We start from the raw sequence: 21,020 nt of genomic DNA on the forward strand, positions 1-21,020 counted from the left end.
ACGCGGCCCGAGGCGGTGATATCACCTCGGGCCGCGGTTAGTCTGGACGACACCCGAGGAAAGGAATCCCTGTGGCGCGTATCGGTGAAACGGCCGATCTGCTCAAGTGCTCGTTCTGCGGCAAGAGCCAGAAGCAGGTGAAGAAGCTCATCGCGGGTCCGGGCGTCTACATCTGTGACGAGTGCATCGATCTGTGCAACGAGATCATCGAAGAGGAGCTGGCCGAGAGTTCGGAGTTGACTCTCGGCGAACTGCCCAAGCCGCACGAGATCTACGAGTTCCTCAACGGGTACGTCATCGGCCAGGACGGCGCGAAGAAGTCGCTCGCCACGGCCGTCTACAACCACTACAAGCGCGTGCAGGCCCAGCAGGCCGGCGGTCGGGCCAAGGACGAGCAGGTCGAGCTGGCCAAGTCCAACATCCTCATGGTCGGCCCGACCGGCTGCGGCAAGACGTACCTGGCCCAGACCCTCGCCCGCATGCTCAACGTGCCCTTCGCCATCGCCGACGCCACCGCGCTGACCGAGGCGGGCTATGTCGGCGAGGACGTCGAGAACATCCTGCTGAAGCTCATCCAGGCGGCCGACTACGACGTCAAGAAGGCCGAGACGGGCATCATCTACATCGACGAGATCGACAAGATCAGCCGCAAGAGCGAGAATCCGTCGATCACCCGCGACGTCTCCGGCGAGGGCGTGCAGCAGGCGCTGCTGAAGATCCTCGAGGGCACCACCGCCTCGGTGCCGCCGCAGGGCGGGCGCAAGCATCCGCACCAGGAGTTCATCCAGATCGACACGACCAACGTGCTGTTCATCGTCGGCGGGGCGTTCGCGGGCCTGGAGGAGATCATCGAGCAGCGCCGTGGCAAGGTCGGCGTCGGCTTCAACGCCGAGTCGATCCAGGTCGTCAGCGACCTGCCCGCACCGGTGTACGCCAAGGTTGAGCCGACCGATCTGCTCAAGTTCGGTCTCATCCCGGAGTTCATCGGCCGCCTGCCGGTCATCGCGAGTGTTGAGAAGCTCGACAAGGAAGCGCTCATCCGCATCCTCACCGAGCCGCGCAACGCGCTGAGTAAGCAGTACCAGCGGCTGTTCGAGATCGACGGCATCGAGCTGGAGTTCACCGACGACGCCTTCGACGAGATGGCCGACCTGGCCCTGCGGCGCGACACCGGTGCCCGAGGCCTGCGTTCGATCATCGAAGAGGTCCTGCAGCAGACGATGTTCGAGGTGCCCGGCAACGAGCACGCGGCGCGCGTCATCGTCGACGGTGCCGTGGTGCGCGGCGAGGCTATGCCCACGGTGTTGACGCACGACGAAGCCGAGCAGAAGGCCTCCTGAGGTGGCCGCCGCGCGTGACATCACGCTGCTGGGGGCTACGGGCTTCACCGGTGGGCTGACGGCCGATTACCTGTCGACGGTGCTGCCGCCGGAGGCCACGTGGGCGATTGCCGGACGTAATGCCGCCACGTTGCAGGCGGTGGCCGACCGGGTAGAGCGGGCCGGGGGGCGGCGTCCTGAGGTCGTCGTGGTCGATGTTTCCGACGACGCGGCGCTGGCCGCGCTCGCGGGCCGGACGCGGGTGCTCGTCACCACGGTCGGCCCGTATCTGCGCCACGGCGAGGGCGCGGTCAAGGCCGCAGCCGAGGCCGGCATCGCCTACCTCGACCTGACCGGCGAGCCGCAGTTCGTCGACGAGATGTGGCTGAAATACCACGAGTTGGCCGTCGAGACCGGTGCGCGGCTGATCCATGCCAGCGGCTTCGACTCGATCCCCTACGACCTGGGCGTGCTGTACACGGTCTCCCAGTTGCCGGGCGACGTGCCGATCACGGTCAGCGGCTACATCCGGGCCGGCGCGGCACCCTCGGGCGGCACCTACCATTCGGCCATCGGACAGTTCTCGAGCTTCCGCGAGTCGGTGGCGGTCGCCAAGCGGCGGCGTCTGGCCGAAGAGCGCCCGACGGGTCGCCGGGTGCGCGGCGGGGCGAGCAAGCTGTGCCGCACGCCTCACGACACAGGGTGGGCCGTTCCGCTGCCGACGATCGATCCGCAGATCGTCCTGCGCTCGGCGCGGGCTATGCCCGTCTACGGGCCGGAGTTCACGTACGAACATTTCGCGCACGTGCGTACGACGCGCATGCTGGCCGCCGCAGGACTCGGCCTGGGGGCGCTGGCGCTCGGCTCGCAGATCGGCCCGATCCGCTCGCTGCTGCTCAAGGCCAAGGGTCCGGGTGACGGGCCGGACGAGGCTGCGCGCGCGAAGTCGTGGTTCAAGCTCGACCTGATCGCCGAGGCCGGCGGTCGCACGTTGCATACGCGCGTCAGCGGCAAGGACCCCGGCTACGGCGGGACGGCGCGCATGCTGAGCCAGGCGGCCCTCTGCCTGGCCTTCGATGACCTGCCGCAGGTCAGCGGTCAGACCACGACCGCCGTCGCGATGGGCCAGGCCCTCATCGACCGTCTGCACCCCGACATCGTGAAGTTCGAGACGCTCTCCCGTACCTGACCGGTCAGTCGGTGGGGGTGAGCCGGGCGTCGACGGTGACTTCCGGGGAGTCCGGTGACGGGGTCAGTACCAGATCGCCTACGACTCGGCCTGCGGCTTTGATGTCGTCCAGGGCGAGCGCGGCGAGGTCGAGCAGCGCCGCCGGTCCGGTGGCCGTGGCGGCCGCGACCTCGGTGCGCTGACTCACCTTCGCCACCGACTTCGCGCCACGGATGCCCGCCAGCACCTGACCGGCTGCGGCGAGCACGCCTGCGTCGGCCTCAGCCGTCGCCAACTCGTCGACCGCCGGCCAGTCCGCACGGTGGATCGACCCTTCCTGCCACCACGACCAGACCTCCTCGGTCACGTACGGCAGGTACGGGGCGAGCAGGCGCAACTGCGTGGACAGTGCCAGCACGAAGGCGGCCTTGGCCGACGTGCCGCCGGCATCGGTACGCCGGGCGCGCTCCTTGACCAGCTCCAGGTAGTCGTCGCAGAAGTCCCAGAAGAACTTCTCGATGATCTCCAGTGCCGAGGCGTAGTCATAAGCCTCCAACTGCTCGGTCGCCTCGGCCACCACCCGGCGCAGCCCGGCCAGCATTGCCAGGTCGAGCGGTTCGGTGACCTTCGCCGGATCGAGGTGGGAGGCATCGGCACCCAGGCCGTAGGCGTCCTCGGCGGCCAGCACGAACTTGGCCGCGTTGAGCACCTTCATCGCCAGTCGTCGGCCGACCTTCATCTGTGCCTCGTCGAACGGCGAGTCGGCACCCGGCCGCGCGCCCGCAGCACGCCAGCGTACGGCGTCCGCGCCGTACTTGTCGATGATCTCGTCGGGCACGACCACATTGCCCTTGGACTTGCTCATCTTCTTGCGGTCCGGATCGACCACGAAGCCCGACAGAGCCGCGTGGCTCCACGGCACGCCGCCGAACTCCTGGTGCGCACGCACGACCGAACTGAACAGCCAGGTGCGGATGATGTCGTGACCCTGCGGGCGCAGATCCATCGGGTACGTCAGCGCGAACAATTCCGGATCGCGCTCCCAGCCGGTGACGATCTGCGGGGTCAGCGAACTCGTGGCCCACGTGTCGAGCACGTCCGGATCGGCCATGAACCCGCCCGGCTCGCCGCGCTGGGACTCGTCGTAGCCCTCCGGTGCCTGCGAGGCCGGGTCGACCGGCAGCATGTCCTCGCTGGCGAAGATCGGGTCGTCGTAGTCCGGTTCGCCGTCTGCGTCGAGGCGGTACCAGACGGGGAACGGGATGCCGAAGAAGCGCTGGCGGCTCACCAGCCAGTCGCCGTTGAGGCCCTCGATCCAGTTCGTGAAACGGCTCTGCATGTAGCCGGGCTTCCAGTCGATCTCGTCGCCGCGCGCGACCAGGGCGGCGCGCAGGTCGGCGTCGCGGCCGCCGTTGGCGATGTACCACTGGCGGGTCGAGACGATCTCCAGCGGCTTGTCGCCCTTCTCGTAGAAGTTCGCCTTGCGCTGCGTCGGCTCCGGCTCGCCGTCGAGGTCGCCGCTGTCGCGCAGCGCGGCGACGATGGTCTCACGCGCCGAGAAGGTCGTCTTGCCGGCGAGTTCGGCGAACAGCGCGCGTCCGGCCTCGGTGGCGATCCACTCGGGCACTTCGCGCAGGATGCGGCCGTCACGGCCGATCACGGTGCGGTTGGGCAGCTGGTGCTCGCGCCACCACTGCACGTCGGTCAGGTCGCCGAAGGTACAGCAGTGGACGATGCCCGAACCCTTCTCCGGGTCGGCCAGGGTGCTGGCGATGACCGGCACCTCGACCCCGAAGATCGGCGAGGTCGCGGTGCTGCCGAACAGGTGGGCGTAGCGTTCGTCGTCGGGGTGCGCGATGAGTGCGACCGCCGCCGGGGTCAGTTCCGGGCGGGTCGTCTCGACATGGACCTTTGTGCCGTCGGAGAAGTGGTAGGCGACCCGGTGGTAGGCGCCCGGGTAGTCGCGTGCCTCCAGCTCGGCCTGCGCGACGGCGGTCTGGAAGGTGACGTCCCACAGCGTCGGCGCGTCCTGTGTGTACGCCTCGCCGCGCGCGACGTTGCGCAAGAATGCGCGCTGACTGGTGATCTGCGCGTCGGCACCGATGGTCGTGTAGGTCTGCGTCCAGTCGACGCTCAGCCCGAGCGTGCGCCACAGCTTCTCGAAGACTTTCTCGTCCTCGGCCACGAGTTCGTTGCACAGCTCGATGAAGTTGCGACGGCTGATCGGAACCTGCTTCTGACCCTTGCTGCTGGTTGAGCCTGTCGAAACCGCCGGCGGCGTGAAGTCCGGGTCGTAGGCGATGGACGGATCGCAGCGGACCCCGTAGTAGTTCTGCACGCGACGCTCGGTCGGCAGGCCGTTGTCGTCCCAGCCCATCGGGTAGAACACCTCGTAGCCGCGCATGCGCTGGTAGCGCGCGATGACGTCGGTGTGGGTGTAGCTGAACACGTGACCGACGTGCAGCGAGCCGGAGACCGTCGGCGGGGGCGTGTCGATCGAGTAGACGGCCTCGCGGGACTCGGGCGCGCGGAAGCGGTAGGTGCCCTCGTCCTCCCATACGGCGCTCCACCGCTCCTCAAGACCTTCGAGGACGGGCTTTTCCGGGACGCGGTTCGTTGTGGTCACGGGACCCAAGTCTAGGGAATCGCTGATTTACAGGTCGATGCCGCTCATTGTCCCCCGTAAGCGGGAGGTACCCCCCAGTGCGCAGCGCCCTTCGAGGCTCGCAAACTCGCACCTTAGAGACCGGGTTTCCCGCTGGCTGAGGTGCGAGGAGCTTGCGACGAGCCTCGAAGCCTGCCGTGGTGGGGTCCCTTCGAGGCTCCGGCCGCAGGCGGCCTACGCACCTCAGGGACCGGGGTGGTGCCGGGTCCCTGAGGTGCGGCGCAGCACACCTCGACGGGCGCACCTCAGCCGGCGGGCCTCTTTGCGGAACCTCTGAGCCGCGATGGCAAAGTTGTCATGGATGCTGAGTTTCCCCGGCGTCGCTGTCGGCGCGCGACAGGGCGCTGGGCCACCACATTGCGCGGCCGAGGTCGAGGTTGAGGGCCGTGACGAGCACCGAGCGCACGATGATCGTGTCGAGCAGCACCCCGAGCGCCACGACGAAACCGAGTTCGGCCAGGAACACCATGGGCAGCGTCGCCAGCACCGAGAAGGTGCCCGCGAGCACCAGGCCCGCCGAGGTGATGACGCCGCCGGTCGCCGCCAGCGCGACGAGCGCGCCGCGCCGGGTGCCGATCCGCAGCGCCTCCTCGCGGACGCGCGTCATCAAGAAGATGTTGTAGTCGATGCCCAGCGCCACCAAGAAGACGAAGGCGAACAGCGGGAAGGCCGTATCGGTGCCCGCGAAGCCGAAGAGGTGCCGGAAAGCCAGGGCGCTCAGCCCGAGGGCCGCGCCGAAGGAGAGCACCACGGTCCCCAGCAGGATCACCGGCGCGAGCAGGGCACGCAGCAGGATCATCAAGATCACCAGAACCACGAGCAGGACCAGCGGGATGATGAGCCGGTTGTCGTGGGCCGAGGCGTCGGTGATGTCGAGGTTGATCGCCGACTGGCCGCCGACGAGGGCCTCGGCACCGTCGATGCCGTGGACCGCGTCGCGGGCTTCGCGGACGAGATCGTAGGCGGCCTCGGAGTCCGCCGCAGCCCTCATGGTGCGCTCGAGGTACACCAGATCGCCCTGCTCGACAGTGCTGCCCTGCTCGGCCGGCTCCAGGCCGTCGATCCCGTCGAGCGCGGCCTCGACCTGCTCGGCGTGGTCGGCGCGGGCGATCACCTGCAGCGGGGAACCCTCGCCGGCCGGGAAGTGCTTGCCGATGGCCCGGTCCGCCACCGTCGACGGCTGCTCGGTGGTGAAGGTGTCGGCATTCGACAGGAAGCCGGGGTTCAACTGGCCGATGCCCGCGCAGGCCAGCAGCAGCACCGCCGTGGTGACCACCCAGACGGCTCGCGGGCGTCGGGCGACCCGCGTGCCGACGCGCCCCCACAGGCCCGTGCCTTCGGCCTGTTCTGGGCCGAAACGCGGGATGAACGGCCAGAACACCCACCGGCCGAAGGCGACGAGTACCAGCGGCAGCAGGAGCAGCATGACCACGAGCGCCACGGTGATGCCGGCCGCCGACACCGGACCCAGTCCCGAGGTCGAGTTCAGGTCGGCGAAACTCAGGCACAGCAGGCCGATGATGACCGTCGCGCCGCTGGCGAGGATGGCCGGGGCGGCACGGTGCAGGGCGTGTCCCATCGCCTCGAAGCGGTTCTCGTAGCGGCGCAACTCCTCGCGGTAGCGGGCGACCAGGAGCAGGGCGTAGTCGATGCCCGCGCCGAGTACCAGCACCGCCAGGATGCCCGCGCTCTGCCCGTTGACGGTCAGGTCGGCGTACTCGGCGAGCAGGTAGACCACGCCCTCGGCGGCGAAGACGCTGATGCCGCCGCAGAACAGCGGGATGAGCCACAGGAACGGGCTGCGATAGGTGAGCAGCAGCATGATGACGACGACCCCCAGCGCCGCAGCCAACAAGATGCCGTCGACGCCGGAGAACGCGGTGGCCTGGTCCGCGCCGAAGGCCAGCGGCCCGCCGAGATAGCCGTGCAGCCCGTCGCCGGCGTAGGACTCCACGACCTCGCGCATGGCGTCGACGGCATCGGGCAGCGCCATGAAGCCGTCGGTGTCGTTGATGCGGTAGGTGACGATCAGTTGGACGGCCTCGCCGTCACCGGAGGTGAGCCGGTCGAGCAGGTCGTCGGAGATGGCCTCGGCCGGTGCGCTCTGCAGCGTCGCGAGTTCGTCGGCCGAGAGCGCGGTGAAGGCGGGGGAGACGACGGCGACGACGTCGTCCATCTGGCTGAGTTCGAGCAGCGCGCTGCGGAGGGTGACGATGTCCTCGGCGGTGATGCCGCCGTCGCGCGCGTAGACGACGACGCCGGGTACGTCGTCGTCGTTGACGAACTCCCCGGCCTTCTCGATGACCCGAGTGGACTCGGCCTGGGCCGGCAGCCAGTTGGCGACGTCGTTGTCCTGGGCGCCGGTCAGTTTGCCGCCCAGCGAGGCCAGGGCACCGACAAGCAGCAGGGTGAGGACGCAGGCGATCCACCTCGTCGGTCGGTGGGTGATCCATCCGGTCGGCTGGCGGTTCATGGGGAGTCCTCGATCTCGTGACGGGTGCTTGGCAGTCACCATGTCGCAGGGGCGCTGGTCGGCGCAATAGGGGAGATCACGGAGCGGACCCTGAGGCGTCCGGCCCGCACCGCTGTGTCGGCGCTGGTGCCCGGCCTCGATACTGGAGGGGATGAGACCTTCCTACGCCGAGGTCGAGCGCGCTCTGCTGAGCCGCTGGCCTGAGACCCGCCTGGAGCCGTCGCTCGACCGCATCGCCGCGCTGTGCGAGCTGATCGGCGATCCGCAGCGCGCCTATCGCGTCGTGCAGTTGACCGGCACCAACGGCAAGACCTCCACCAGCCGCATGATCGACGCGCTGCTGCGGGCGCTCGACCTGCGTACGGGACGCTTCACCAGCCCGCACCTGCAGTCGATGACCGAACGGATCAGCCTCGACGGTTCGCCGGTCGGTGAAGAGGCGTTCGTCGACGCCTTTGCCGATATCGCCGCGTATGCGCAGATCGTCGACGAGGCCCAGCCGCATCGGTTGTCGTTCTTCGAGATGCTTGTCGCGATGGCCTATGCCGCCTTCGCCGACGCTCCGGTCGATGTTGCCGTGGTCGAGGTCGGCATGGGGGGTGCGTGGGATGCGACGAGCGTCGCCGACGCCGACGTTGCCGTGCTGACGCCCATCGCCGTCGATCACCGCCGGTACCTGGGCGACACGCCCGAGGACATCGCCCACGAGAAGGCCGGCATCACCAAGCCCGGCTCGCGGGTGGTGCTGGCCCAGCAGGAGCCGGGCGTGCTGGACGTCATCGGACGCCGGGCCGCCGAGGTCGGCGCGCCGATGGCCCGCGAGGGCGTCGACTTCGGGGTGGCCGCGCGGCTGGCCGCAGTGGGCGGGCAGCAGCTGGACCTGCAGGGGCTGTCGGGCCTGTACGAGGACGTTTTCCTTCCGCTGCACGGCGTTCACCAGGCACGCAACGCCGCTCTGGCGCTCGCGGCGGTCGAGTCGCTGCTGGGCGGGCGGGAGCTGGATGGCGAGATCGTGCGGCAGGCCTTCGCCTCGGTCACCTCGCCGGGACGCCTGGAGGTCGTGCGCCGAAGCCCGACCGTCCTGCTGGACGCGGCGCACAATCCGCACGGCATCGCGGCGTGCCTGGCGGCGGTGGCCGAGGAGTTCAGTTTCAGCCCGCTGATCGTGGTGACGGCGGTGATGGCCGACAAGGACGTCGACGAGATCGTGGCGGCCCTCGACGGTGTTGCCGCGCACCTGGTGTGTACGCAGAACTCCTCCGACCGCTGCCTGCCCGCAGCCGAACTGGGGGAGATCGCCGCCGATCTGCTCGGTGAGGACCGCGTGACGGTGGTCGCGCGCCTGGACGATGCGCTGGAGCGGGGTATCGCGCTGGCCGAGGCGCTGGAGGGTTTCGAGGACGCCATCGGCAGTGGCGGCGTGCTCGTGACCGGCTCGGTCGTGACCGTCGGCGAGGCCCGCACCCTCCTGCTCGGGGGAGGTGCGGCGTGACCCGGATACGGTTGTGCGCGGCGATGCTGTGCTTCGAGGCGATCCTGCTCGGGCTGTCGACGCCGGTGATGATCGCGGTGGAAAATATCGATAAATCGCTAGCGTTGTCCGTCGGCCTGGGGCTGATGGTCGCTTGCCTCCTGGTCGCCGGGATGCTGCGCCGCCCCGGCGGCCTGTGGCTGGGTCACGGACTCCAGGTGGCCGCCGTCGCGCTGGGTCTGCTCACCCCGGCGATGTACTTCGTGGGCGGGCTGTTCGCCGGCCTGTGGCTCGGGGCCTTCTTCCTGGGCGGGGCCATCGACGCCGACAAGGCCCGCTGGGCCGCCGAGGCGGACGACGGATCGGTAGGTTAGGCCGCATGACGCAACGCACGCTCGTTCTCCTGAAGCCCGACGCTGTCCGCCGCGGACTGGTCGGTGAAATCCTCGGCCGCTACGAGGCCAAGGGCCTGTCCATCGTGGCGATGGAGCATCGCGCCATCGACGCGGACATGGCCGACGCGCACTACGCCGAGCATGTCGCGCAGTCGTGGTATCCGCCGCTGCGCGAGTTCGCGGTGTCGGGGCCGCTCGTGGCGCTCGTCCTCGAAGGCGACGAGGCCATCGCCGTCGTACGGACCCTCAACGGTGCCACCGACGGCCGCGCGGCAGCGCCCGGCACCGTGCGCGGCGACCTGTCGCTGTCGAACCGCGAGAACCTCGTCCACGCCTCGGATTCGCAGGAGTCCGCCGCCCGCGAGATCGCCCTCTGGTTCCCCAACCTGTAGGGGGTCGGGGTTCGCGCTGGCTGAGCTGCGAGGAGCTTGCGACGAGCCTCGAAGCCTGCTGGGGTGGCTCATTTCGAGGCTTCGGCCGCAGGCGGCCTACGCACCTCAATGAGCGGGGTGCGCCTTCAGTCCAGAGGTGGGGCGGCGACCGATCCGATGACCGCGTGGTACTTCCCGCGCAGGTCGTCGGGCAGCCACACCACGTCGTTGTCGCGCGGGCCGAGCAGCACGTCGCCCTCCAGGCTGACCCAATCGACCGCCTGGCGCGGTGCCTCGCGCAGCCGCTTGTCGGTGTGCGGCGGCTCGAGTTCGAGCAGACTCACCCGGACCCGCATCTCGGCCTCGTTGTCGTTGGCCAGACCGATGCCCCAGAAGTCGGCCGGGTCGCCGACGAACTTCTTGTCCAGATTCACCATCACCGCAGTCGGCGTGATCGGCAGCTCCGAGGGCGGGTCCAGTTCGATCAGGTCGACGACCTCGGTGTCGACGAAATGCACCTGGCGGCAGCCCGGCCCGTCGAACCGCAGGACGTCGCGGGTCGAGGAGTGTGCCGGCACGACGACCTGGCCACGGGTGATGCCCTGCACCGACCGGACGGAGGTCAGCGGCAACTCCCGGCCGCGCAGGTCCAGGGGTCGCAGCCGCAGGATCGGCACCAGGTCGCTGTCGGTGTTGTTCGTCATCGTCAACACCTGGTCGGGACCCCCGTCGGTCGCTACGGAGCGGTACCCGACGGTCAGCGGGTGGGTCTTCTTCGTGAACAGGCCCATGCGCCGACTCTAGACACCGCCGTCGCCGCGCGGGCCGTTAGGCTTGAACCATGCCCGTCGAGTCGCTCTTCTCCCGCCTGGAGCCGGTGCTGCCCCAGGTGAGCAAACCCATTCAGTACGTGGGCGGAGAGCTGAACGCGACGCTCAAGGACTGGGATGCGGTGCAGGTGCGCTGGGCGCTAATGTACCCGGACGCCTACGAGGTCGGCCTGCCGAACCAGGGTGTTCAGATCCTCTACGAGATCCTCAACGAGCGCGACTGGATCCTCGCCGAGCGCACCTATGCGGTCTTCTCCGACATGGAGCAGGTCATGCGCGAGAACGCGATCCCGCAGTTCACCGTCGACGGACACCGCCCGGTCAGGGCCTTCGACCTGCTGGGCGTCTCGTTCAGCACCGAACTCGGCTACACGAATCTGTTGACCGCGCTCGACCTGGCCGGCATCCCGTTGCACGCCACTGACCGCACCGACGACGATCCGATTGTCCTGGTCGGTGGCCACGCCTCGTTCAACCCCGAGCCGATTGCCGATTTCATCGATGCGGCCGTGCTCGGCGACGGCGAGGAGATCGTGCTGGCGATCAGCGACATCGTGCGCGAGTTCCGGCAGGAGGGTTCGCCCGGCGGCCGCCGCGAGCTGTTGCGCCGCCTCGCGGCCACCGGCGGCATCTACGTGCCGCAGTTCTACGAGGTCGCCTACGACGATGCCGGGCACATTGAGGCCATCGTCGTGACCGAGCCGGCCGCACCGGACCGGGTCGCCAAGCACACGCTCATGGACCTCGACTCCTGGCCGTATCCGAAGACGCCGCTGGTGCCGCTGGCCGAGACCGTCCACGAGCGCTACAGCGTCGAGATCTTCCGCGGCTGCACGCGCGGTTGCCGGTTCTGCCAGGCCGGAATGATTACCCGGCCGGTGCGCGAGCGGTCGCTGCAGAGCATCGGTCACATGGTCGCCAATGGTCTGGAGCAGTCGGGCCTGGACGAGGTGGGCCTGCTGAGCCTGTCGAGCGCCGACCACTCCGAGATCGGCGAGCTCGCGACCCAGTTGGCCGACCGCTACGAGGGCACCAACACCTCGTTGTCGCTGCCCTCGACGCGCGTCGACGCCTTCAACATCAGCCTCGCCAACGAGTTCAGCCGAAACGGCCGCCGCTCGGGACTGACGTTCGCCCCCGAGGGCGGCAGCGAACGGCTGCGCAAGGTCATCAACAAGATGGTCAGTGAGGAGGACCTGATCCGCACCGTCGCGGCGGCGTATTCGCACGGCTGGCGGCAGGTCAAGCTCTATTTCATGTGCGGCCTGCCGACCGAGACCGACGAGGACGTCCTACAGATCGGCGAACTCGCCAAGCGGGTCATCGACACCGGCCGTGAGGTCTCCGGGCGCAAGGACATCCGCTGCACGGTCTCCATCGGCGGCTTCGTGCCCAAACCGCATACGCCTTTCCAGTGGGCCGCGCAGCTCGACCACCAGACGACCGACGCGCGCCTGCGCAAGCTGCGCGAGTCGGTGCAGGCCGACAAAAAGTACGGCCGCGCCATCGGCTTTCGCTACCACGACGGCAAGCCCGGCATCGTCGAAGGACTGCTCTCGCGCGGCGACCGGCGGGTGGGCCAGGTCATCGAGGCCGTCTGGCGCGACGGCGGCCGCTTCGACGGCTGGAGCGAGCACTTCTCCTACGAGCGCTGGGAGACCAAGGCCGCCGAGGCGCTGGCCGGCACCGGCGTCGATCTGGACTGGTACACCACGCGCGAGCGCGGTCCGGAGGAGATCCTGCCGTGGGACCACCTCGATTCCGGCCTGGACAAGGACTGGCTCTGGGAGGACTGGCAGGACGCGCTGGCCGACGATCCGGTCGAGGTCGAGGACTGCCGGTGGACCCCTTGCTTCGACTGCGGCGTCTGCCCCGAGATGAACACCGAGATCCAGATCGGCCCGACCGGCAAGAAGCTGTTGCCGCTGTCCGTGGTCTGACCCGCACGCATCTTTAGGCGCGCGGATCGCGGGGCGGGAGGGTGTCTTCGAGATAGACGTCGCGATTGAGGATCGTCCCGAAGAAGCCGATCAGGAGCGTGCCGAGCAGCAGCATCCAGACCGATGCGGTCCACGCGCCCGTGACGTCGTGCAGGACGCCGACCCCGAGAGGACCGAGGGCGGCCACCACGTAGCCGAGCCCCTGGGCGAAGCTGGACAAGGCTGCGGTGCCGTCCGGGGTCCGGGTTCGTTGGCCGAGCATCGTCAAGGTCCAGGTGAACGAGCATCCGCCGACGCCCAAGAGCACCGCCCACAGCCAGGTGACGTCCGTGGGGGAGGTCAACACCCCGACCCAGCCGCTCATCGTGAGGAGCGCGAACGACCACGGCAGGATCGGCCGATCGCCGGCCCAGCGCACCAGCAGGGGCATGGACAGGGTCACCGGCATGCCGACGGCGCCGATCACCGCCAGCATGACTCCGGCCTCGCCCCGGGACAACCCGCCGTCGGTCAGGATCGCCGGGAACCAGCCGAACTGGGCGTAGGCCTGTGCGGCCTGGAAGCCGAAGCACAAGGCGGCGGCCCAGGCGAGGCGGGACCGAGCGAGGACCCTCAACGGCAGATGCGTCGGAGCCGTCGGATCGACGTGGACGTCACGGCCGAGGAATCTGAGCCAGGTCAGTGCGGCGACGAGCGCCAGGAGGGCCCAGACGCCGATTCCGGCACGCCAGCTGCCGAACGCATCGGCGATCGGCACCGACACCACCGATCCGATCGCCCCGCCGCACATGATCGCGGCTCCGTACGCGGCGCTCATCAGAGGGACACGGTCGGGGAAGTGCGCCTTCGTGAGTGCCGGCAGGATGACGTTGCCGACGGCGCAGGCGCTGAGTGCCACGGCGGAGGCGAAGATGAACACGAACTGGTCGTCGACCACGGCGCGCAGGCCGAGGGCCAGCGCTGCGATGGTCAGGAGCGCGGCGGCCGAACGGTTGAGGCCCACGCGTCGCACGAGACCGTGTGTCGTGCCGCCGAAGACCGCGAAGCACACCACGGGCAAGGAGGTCAGCACGGCGGCGACGGTCGTGCTCATGCCGAGCTCGGCGCGCAGGGCGTTCAGCAGGACACCGACACTGCTGACGGCCTCGCGGAGGTTGAGGGCGAGCAGGATGATCGCCGCTCCGACCAGAAGACGTCCGGAGCGGCTGGGGGCGTCGGGCACCGGACCATTGTGCGCCCCGTGCCACGAGCCGTCGGTAGGCTCCACAGTGTGAGCACGACCCTCGAGGGCACCCCCAATCCGGAGGCCCCCAATCCGCAGTTGCCCATCGTGCAGAAGCTCCGCGTGCGCTACGCCAAGCGGGGGCGGCTGCGGTTCACCAGTCACCGCGATTTCGGCCGTGCCTTCGAGCGCGCGGTGCGCCGGGCGCGGGTCCCCATCGCCTACTCCTCGGGCTTCACCCCGCATCCGAAGATCTCCTACGCCAACGCCGCGCCCACGGGTGCCGCGAGCGAGGCGGAGTTCCTGGAGATCGGGCTGACACGGGTGTGCGACCCCGAGCAGGTGCGCGCGAGCCTGGATGCGGCGCTGCCGCCGGGCCTGGACGTCGTGGCGGTGGTTCCCGCGCCCGAGGGCGGCGGCAGCCTCGCCGACCGGCTGGAGGCCTCGCTGTGGCGCATCGAGCTGTCGGGGGCTTCAGGGGTCGAGGCGGCGGCCGGGGCCTTCCTCGCGGCCGCCGAGGTCGCCGTCGAGCGCATGACCAAGCGGGGTCTGCGCGATATCGACGTCCGGGCGGCCGTGGTCGGGCTGGAGGCGTCCGGCGAGCAGATCTCGGCCGTCGTCCGTGCCACCGTGCCCACCGTCCGGCCCGACGACGTGGTGGCGTCGCTGCGCCAGTTCGGGGCTGAGATTCCGGGCGCTCCGGTGGCGACACGCATCGAGCAGGGGCCGCTCGACGATGGCCGGGTGGCCGATCCGCTGGCGTAGGCCAGGTAGCCGAGTTCGGTGACACGCAGGTGTCGGGCCGGTGGCTGTGCGATACTGGCCTTCGGTCGTTCCTGCGTCACCGACGCTGTTCGACCGGGACGGCACGCCGGACCAGCATCGTGATGGCCCCCGCCTCGACCGCGACGCACCCACCAGGTGACGACCGCGGCGGTGGATTCAGCACCCTGACGGCCCGAACGCCGCCCGTCCGGCTTGGCGGCCGGATTTCGCACCAGACTTTGTAGCCCGCCTCGCGGTGGGCGTGACACTCCTCGGCGGCTGCGGCCGTCGAGGTGAATGGAGAGCACATGCTCGACGAGGACTCGACTCCGGCCACCAACGCGACCCCTGCTGAAGGCGAGGCGCCCGCCGTCACCACGCGCCGGCCCCGCCGTCGCGCGGCCGGGAGGCCCGCCGGTCCGCCGACCGCCGTCAGCGGCGATATCTTCGCGGTCCCCGGCAGCGTCGTGACGACCCCGGAGCCGCAGGATGTCACCGGCGACGAGGCCGAGGACACCGAGACCGAGGTGCCGCAGGCCGAAGAGTCCACGGTCGAAGAGCCTTCGGTCGAGGACGTCCCTGCCGTCGCGGCCCCCCTCGGCGGACTGCTATTCCAGGCACCGCCTGCGGGCCTGGCTCCGGCCCGCCCGGCAGACGAGGACGACGGCGATACCGACGCCGACGGCGATGCCGCCGAATCCGGTGACTCCGACGAGTCCGAGGACGCCGACGACGACGGAGCCGCCAAGCGCCGCCGCCGCAGCCGTGGCGGTCGCCGTCGCCGTAACAAGGCCGGAGGCGGCCAGGGCGGCGACGAGACCGTGGCCGACGAGGCCGCAGATGAGGACACCGCCGACGACGGCGAAGACGACGAGGCAGCCGGCCAAGGCGGCGGATCGGCCACGAGCCGCCGTCGCCGCAGCCGTCGCCGGGCCGGGGACAGCTCGAACACCTCGACCGACGATCCGGAGAACACCGTGGTCAAGGTCCGCGAGGGCCGCAGCGCCGAGGACGAGATCACCGGCGTCACCGGTTCGACCCGTCTGGAGGCCAAGAAGCAGCGCCGCCGCGAGGGCCGGGAGGCCGGCCGCCGCCGCGCGCCCATCGTCAGCGAGGCCGAGTTCCTGGCGCGCCGCGAGTCGGTCGACCGCTCGATGGTCGTGCGCCAGCACGACGACTACACGCAGATCGCCGTGCTGGAGGACAAGGTCCTCGTGGAGCACTATGTCGCACGGGAGTCGCAGACCTCGCTCATCGGCAACGTCTACCTGGGCAAGGTCCAGAACGTGCTGCCGAGCATGGAGGCCGCCTTCGTCGACATCGGCGCGGGCCGCAATGCCGTGCTGTATGCCGGCGAGGTCGACTGGTCGGCTCTCGCGGGCGGCAAGCAGCGCAAGATCGAGGAGGCGCTGACGCCCGGCCAGGTCATCTTGGTGCAGGTCACCAAGGATCCGGTCGGCCAGAAGGGGGCCCGGCTCACCAGCCAGATCAGCCTGCCGGGCCGCTTCCTGGTCTACGTACCCGGCGGCCAGAACAACGGCATCTCGCGCAAGCTCCCCGACACCGAGCGCGCGCGGCTCAAGACGCTGCTGTCGGGCGTGCTGCCGGAGGAAGCCGGGGTCATCGTGCGCACCGCCGCCGAGGGGGCCACCGAGGAGCAGTTGACCCGCGACGTCACTTCGCTCAAGGCGCGCTGGGACGACATCGAGCGCAAGGTCGCCGCAGGCGGCCGCGCCCCCGAGCTGCTGTACGCCGAGCCGGACCTGGTCATCAAGGTCATCCGCGACCTGTTCAACGAGGACTTCGCCTCGCTCGTGGTCGAGGGGCGTGACGCCTGGGACAACATCTCCGGCTACGTCAACCACGTGGCACCGGACCTGGCCGAGCGGCTGCACCGCTGGGAGCCGGGCGAGGACACTGCCGCAGACGCCTTCGCGGAGTTCCGTATCGACGAGCAGATCCACAAGGCCCTCGACCGCAAGGTCTGGTTGCCGTCGGGCGGATCGCTCGTCATCGACCGCACCGAGGCGATGACGGTCGTCGACGTCAACACCGGCAAGTTCACCGGTTCGGGCGGCAATCTCGAGGAGACGGTCACCAAGAACAACCTGGAGGCGGCCGAGGAGATCGTGCGCCAGCTCCGGCTGCGCGACATCGGCGGCATCATCGTTATCGACTTCATCGACATGGTTCTGGAGTCCAACCGCGATCTCGTTCTGCGCCGGCTGGTCGAGTGCCTGGGCCGCGATCGTACCCGTCACCAGGTGGCCGAGGTGACCTCGCTGGGTCTGGTGCAGATGACCCGCAAGCGGATCGGCACGGGCCTGGTGGAGGCGTTCAGCACCGAGTGCGAGCACTGCAAGGGCCGTGGCGTGCAGATCCAGGCCGAGCCGATCGAGCCGAAGAAGGATGACGGCCGGCGCGGTGGCCGAGGTAACCGCGGTGGCCGGGGCAACAAGGGCGGCAACGGCGGCCAGAATCAGGGCAAGCAGGGCCAGAACAAGCAGCAGAACAAGGCCGCAGCGACGAAGGACCCCGCCGACGAGCCGGAGGCCCCGTCCGAGACACCCACGACCGAGCCGGCCGCCGGGTCGACCCCGCCTCCGCCCCCGCCGCCCCCGGTGGCCGAGGACCTGCTCCAGTAGGCCCGCTGGGTCCCTTCGAGGCTCCTCGCACCTTAGGGACCGGGTACCGCCCGCTCGTTGAGGTGCGTAGCGAGGAACGAGCGGAGGCTCGAAATGAGCCAACGCAACGTCCCTTCGAGGCTCGGGCGCGGGGCGCCCTCGCACCTCAGGGACCGGGTCGCAAGTTCGCACCTCAATGACCGGGTTCCGCCTATCCGCGCGATCACTGAGCGCCGTGAACTGTTCGCGGTGGGAGCGATTCGGCCCACCCCGTTTTGACCGACGGGGGTCGGCCTCCGTAGACTGGGCCGTCGGTGTGCGTGCGGGTTCTCCTGCGCTGCACCCCCAACGATGTCGGTGCGCGGCCCACGCGCATCATTCCCGCAAGGCTTTCGACGAAGGATTTCCCGTGGTGTACGCAATCGTGCGCAGTGGCGGCGGCCAGCAGAAGGTGGCTGTCGGCGATGTCATCGAGATCGACAAGGTGGCGCAGGGCGCCGGCGAGTCCGTCTCGCTCCCGGCCGTGCTGCTGGTCGACGGCGACTCGGTCACGGCCGACGCCGACGCGCTGGCCAAGGTCAACGTGACGGCCGAGGTGCTCGGTGGCACCAAGGGCAAGAAGATCGTCATCCAGAAGTACAAGAACAAGACCGGTTACAAGAAGCGCCAGGGTCACCGCCAGCAGTACACCCAGGTCAAGATCACCGGGATCAAGTGAGGATCTGACACATGGCACACAAAAAGGGCGCGGCGTCCACCAAGAACGGCCGCGATTCCAACGCTCAACGGCTCGGCGTCAAGCGCTTCGGCGGCCAGGTCGTCAGCGCCGGCGAGATCATCGTCCGCCAGCGCGGCACGCACTTCCACCCCGGTACCAACGTGGGCCGCGGCGGCGACGACACGTTGTTCGCCCTCGCTGCCGGTGCCGTGGAGTTCGGCACCAAGCGCGGCCGCAAGGTCGTCAACATCGTCCCGGCCGAGTGATACGGCGCTGACGCAGAAGTTCTCCGACACAGGACGGTCCGCCTTCGCGCGGGCCGTCCTGTCGTCATTTCCGAGCCACGACCCCAGGAGTTGACCGATGGCCATTCCCAGTTTCATCGACCGGGTGACCCTGCACGTCGCCGGCGGTGCGGGCGGCCACGGCGTCGCCTCGGTGCATCGGGAGAAGTTCAAGCCGCTCGGCGGCCCCGACGGCGGTAACGGCGGGCACGGCGGTGACGTCATCCTCCGGGTGGCCGCCGACGTCACGACGCTTATCGACTACCACCACGAGCCGCACCGGGCCGCCGGCAAGGGCGCTCCGGGGGCCGGCTCGAACCGCAGCGGTGCCAGCGGAGCCGATCTCGTACTGCCCGTCCCCGACGGCACCGTGGTCATCGACGCCGCGACGGGCGAGCAGCTGGCCGATCTGGTCGGCGTCGGCACCGAGGTCGTCATCGCCGCCGGCGGACGCGGCGGCCTGGGCAACGCGGCCCTGGCCTCCTCGAAGCGCAAGGCGCCCGGCTTCGCGCTCAAAGGCGAGCCGGGCGAGGAGCGCACGGTCTCCCTCGAACTGAAGGTCGTCGCCGACATCGGCCTGATCGGCTTCCCGAGCGCGGGCAAATCCAGCCTGATCGCGGCCCTCTCGCGGGCGCGCCCCAAGATCGCCGACTACCCCTTCACGACCCTCGTGCCCAACCTCGGGGTGGTGACGGCCGGCGAGGTGACGTTCACCGTCGCCGACGTTCCCGGTCTCATCGAGGGTGCCAGCGAGGGCAAGGGTCTCGGCCACGATTTCCTGCGGCACATCGAGCGGTGTGCCGCGCTCGTCCACGTCATCGACTGCGCCACCGTCGAGCCGGGCCGCGACCCGCTGAGCGACCTCGACGTCATCGAGACCGAGCTGGCCCGCTACGCCGAGGCCACCGACACCGACCTGCTCGAACGGCCGCGGCTGGTGGCGCTCAACAAGACCGACGTGCCCGACGCCGCCGAGATCGCCTCCTTCGTGCGCGAGGACCTGACGGCTCGCGGACTGCGGGTCTTCGACGTGTCCGCCGCGAGCCATGCGGGCCTGCGCGAACTGGGCTTCGCTATGGCCGACCTCGTGGCGCGCCGCCGCGCGGAGGCCCCCGAGGCCGCGCCGACCCGTATCGTGTTGCGGCCCCAGGCCGAGGCCGGCGTGGGCGAGGAGTTCACGATCATCCGTCGCGGCCCCGAGGACGCCCCCGAGTGGGTCGTGCGCGGCGAGAAGCCGGCCCGCTGGGTGCGTCAGACCGACTTCAGCAACGACGAGGCCGTCGGCTTCCTCGCCGACCGGCTCAACCGGCTCGGCGTCGAGGACACGTTGCTGAAGCTCGGTGCTCAGGAGGGCGACGACGTCATCATCGGCGGCAGCGGTCCCGACGACGACGGCGCGGTCGTGTTCGACTTCGATCCGCAGACGCCCGTGGGAGCCGAAGTACTCGGCCCACGGGGCGGTGACTTGCGCGTTGATCCGTCGGACCGCCGGACCAACCGCGCGCGCCGCGAGGAGCTGGCTGCCAAGCGTGCGCAGGAGGCGCAGGCGCGTGAGCTGCGGGCCACGCAGTCCGACGACGACTACTTCGACCCTTCGACAGGCTCAGGACACCGCCTCGACGAGGAGTACGACGAGGCGGACCAGTGAGCCGCATCGTCGTCAAGGTCGGCTCGTCGTCGCTAACCACGCCGGACGGGCACATCGACCCCGAACGACTGGAGGGCCTGGTCGATGCCGTCGCGGCGGTACGGGCGCGCGGTGACGACGTGGTGCTGGTGAGTTCCGGTGCCATCGCGGCGGGCCTCGGTCCGCTGGGACTGCCCGAGCGCCCCCGCGACCTGCCCACGCAGCAGGCCGCCGCCAGCGTCGGGCAGAGCGCGCTCATGGCGCAGTATTCGGCGCGCTTCGCGTGCAGCGAGCTGACCGTCGGGCAGGTGTTGCTGACCGTCGACGACGTGACCCGCCGCTCGCACTACCGCAACGCCCACCAGACCTTTGCCAAGCTGCTCGAACTCGGCATCGTTCCCATCGTCAACGAGAACGACACCGTGGCCACGAGCGAGATCCGCTTCGGTGACAACGACCGGCTGGCCGCGCTCGTCGCCCACCTGGTTCAGGCCGATCTGCTCGTGCTGCTGTCGGATGTCGACGGCCTGTACACCGCGCATCCGTCCGAACCGGGGTCGCGGCTGATCGAGCAGGTCGCTTCGGAGGCCGATCTGGCACATGCCGACATCGCGCGGGTCGGCTCGGCGGTCGGCACCGGGGGGATGGTGACCAAGGTCGAGGCGGCGCGCATCGCCACGGCCGCGGGCATCCCCGTCGTGCTGACCAGCGCGGGACGGGCCGCTGCGGCGCTGGGCGGGGAGCCGGTCGGCACCCGGTTCGCCCCGACCGGCAAGCGCCGTCCGTCGCGGCTGCTGTGGCTCGCGCACGCTAGCCAGACCAAGGGCGCGGTACGGCTCGACGCCGGTGCGGTGCGGGCGCTGACCGACCGGGGGGCATCGCTGCTGGCGGCCGGCATCACCGGGGTCACGGGCGAGTTCAGCGCGGGTGATCCCGTCGACGTGCTCGGGCCGGACGGTGCCGTGGTGGCGCGGGGCCTGGTGAACTTCGACAGCGACGAGCTGCCCGGTCTGCTGGGCCGCTCGACCGACGACATCGTCGCCGAACTGGGTCCGGACTACGACCGCACGGTGGTCCACCGCGACGACCTCATGCTGCTCGGCCAGCCCGCTGGCTGAGGTGCGCCCTTCGAGGCACCTCAGGACCCG

16 protein-coding genes are annotated in these 21,020 nt (G+C 69.8%); 12 read left to right on the plus strand and 4 right to left on the minus strand.

Going from position 1 to position 21,020, the window contains the following annotated elements; genetic code table 11:
• The first annotated feature begins 71 nt into the window (after window positions 1–71).
• Complete coding sequence (clpX, locus tag QM597_RS02265) at window positions 72–1,340, plus strand: ATP-dependent Clp protease ATP-binding subunit ClpX (protein ID WP_415003248.1); 1,269 nt, start codon at window positions 72–74, stop codon at window positions 1,338–1,340.
• Window position 1,341: 1 nt separating this feature from the next.
• The gene (locus QM597_RS02270) at window positions 1,342–2,508 is read left to right on the plus strand and encodes a saccharopine dehydrogenase family protein (RefSeq protein ID WP_415003249.1); all 1,167 of its coding nucleotides are present in this window, start codon (window positions 1,342–1,344) and stop codon (window positions 2,506–2,508) included.
• Window positions 2,509–2,512: 4 nt separating this feature from the next.
• On the opposite strand, the gene valS is transcribed toward QM597_RS02270, so the two are convergent.
• The gene (gene valS / locus QM597_RS02275; RefSeq protein WP_415003250.1) at window positions 2,513–5,113 is read right to left on the minus strand and encodes a valine--tRNA ligase; all 2,601 of its coding nucleotides are present in this window, start codon (window positions 5,111–5,113) and stop codon (window positions 2,513–2,515) included.
• Window positions 5,114–5,447: 334 nt separating this feature from the next.
• Window positions 5,448–7,625, minus strand: coding sequence for an MMPL family transporter (locus tag QM597_RS02280; RefSeq protein ID WP_415003251.1), 2,178 nt, complete (start codon window positions 7,623–7,625; stop codon window positions 5,448–5,450).
• 151 nt (window positions 7,626–7,776) lie between these two features.
• Here QM597_RS02280 and QM597_RS02285 point away from each other — a divergent pair, with 151 nt between their 5' ends.
• The 3 genes from QM597_RS02285 to ndk are packed head-to-tail and all read left to right on the plus strand — an operon-like array spanning window position 7,777 to window position 9,883.
• Window positions 7,777–9,117: a bifunctional folylpolyglutamate synthase/dihydrofolate synthase gene (locus tag QM597_RS02285; RefSeq protein WP_415003252.1), complete on the plus strand. Its 1,341-nt coding sequence runs from the start codon at window positions 7,777–7,779 to the stop codon at window positions 9,115–9,117.
• Window positions 9,114–9,470 (plus strand): DUF4233 domain-containing protein, encoded by a 357-nt coding sequence (locus tag QM597_RS02290; RefSeq protein WP_415003253.1) that lies wholly within the window; start codon window positions 9,114–9,116, stop codon window positions 9,468–9,470. The genes QM597_RS02285 and QM597_RS02290 overlap by 4 nt, the downstream gene beginning before the upstream one ends.
• Window positions 9,471–9,475: 5 nt before the next feature.
• The gene (gene ndk, locus QM597_RS02295) at window positions 9,476–9,883 is read left to right on the plus strand and encodes a nucleoside-diphosphate kinase (protein ID WP_415003254.1); all 408 of its coding nucleotides are present in this window, start codon (window positions 9,476–9,478) and stop codon (window positions 9,881–9,883) included.
• A 125-nt stretch (window positions 9,884–10,008) separates the two neighbouring features.
• Here the strand turns inward: ndk and QM597_RS02300 are convergent, their stop codons facing one another.
• Window positions 10,009–10,653, minus strand: a complete 645-nt coding sequence (locus QM597_RS02300; protein ID WP_415003255.1) for a hypothetical protein — start codon at window positions 10,651–10,653, stop codon at window positions 10,009–10,011.
• 50 nt (window positions 10,654–10,703) lie between these two features.
• Here QM597_RS02300 and QM597_RS02305 point away from each other — a divergent pair, with 50 nt between their 5' ends.
• Entirely contained in the window at window positions 10,704–12,632 is a 1,929-nt protein-coding gene (locus tag QM597_RS02305; RefSeq protein WP_415003256.1) for a TIGR03960 family B12-binding radical SAM protein, read from the plus strand.
• Window positions 12,633–12,645: 13 nt separating this feature from the next.
• On the opposite strand, the gene QM597_RS02310 is transcribed toward QM597_RS02305, so the two are convergent.
• Window positions 12,646–13,854 (minus strand): CynX/NimT family MFS transporter, encoded by a 1,209-nt coding sequence (locus tag QM597_RS02310; protein WP_415003257.1) that lies wholly within the window; start codon window positions 13,852–13,854, stop codon window positions 12,646–12,648.
• 48 nt (window positions 13,855–13,902) lie between these two features.
• On the opposite strand from QM597_RS02310, the gene QM597_RS02315 reads away from it, so the two are divergent.
• From QM597_RS02315 to proB, 6 genes are all read left to right on the plus strand, one after another.
• Complete coding sequence (locus QM597_RS02315; protein WP_415003258.1) at window positions 13,903–14,619, plus strand: TIGR03936 family radical SAM-associated protein; 717 nt, start codon at window positions 13,903–13,905, stop codon at window positions 14,617–14,619.
• Between the two features lie 308 nt (window positions 14,620–14,927).
• Window positions 14,928–17,264 carry an Rne/Rng family ribonuclease gene (locus QM597_RS02320; RefSeq protein ID WP_415003259.1) on the plus strand — a complete coding sequence of 779 codons (2,337 nt, stop codon included), beginning with the start codon at window positions 14,928–14,930 and terminating at the stop codon, window positions 17,262–17,264.
• A 391-nt stretch (window positions 17,265–17,655) separates the two neighbouring features.
• Complete coding sequence (rplU, locus tag QM597_RS02325; RefSeq protein ID WP_415003272.1) at window positions 17,656–17,961, plus strand: 50S ribosomal protein L21; 306 nt, start codon at window positions 17,656–17,658, stop codon at window positions 17,959–17,961.
• Window positions 17,962–17,972: 11 nt separating this feature from the next.
• Entirely contained in the window at window positions 17,973–18,227 is a 255-nt protein-coding gene (gene rpmA, locus QM597_RS02330) for a 50S ribosomal protein L27 (protein ID WP_415003260.1), read from the plus strand.
• A 97-nt stretch (window positions 18,228–18,324) separates the two neighbouring features.
• Window positions 18,325–19,893, plus strand: coding sequence for a GTPase ObgE (gene obgE, locus QM597_RS02335; protein ID WP_415003261.1), 1,569 nt, complete (start codon window positions 18,325–18,327; stop codon window positions 19,891–19,893).
• Window positions 19,890–20,990 (plus strand): glutamate 5-kinase, encoded by a 1,101-nt coding sequence (gene proB / locus QM597_RS02340; RefSeq protein ID WP_415003262.1) that lies wholly within the window; start codon window positions 19,890–19,892, stop codon window positions 20,988–20,990. Before obgE ends, proB begins: the two co-directional genes overlap by 4 nt.
• Window positions 20,991–21,020: the final 30 nt, after the last annotated feature.

This window comes from Aeromicrobium sp. (genome assembly GCF_047607065.1).
In the GTDB taxonomy this organism is placed as follows: Bacteria; Actinomycetota; Actinomycetes; order Propionibacteriales; family Nocardioidaceae; genus Aeromicrobium.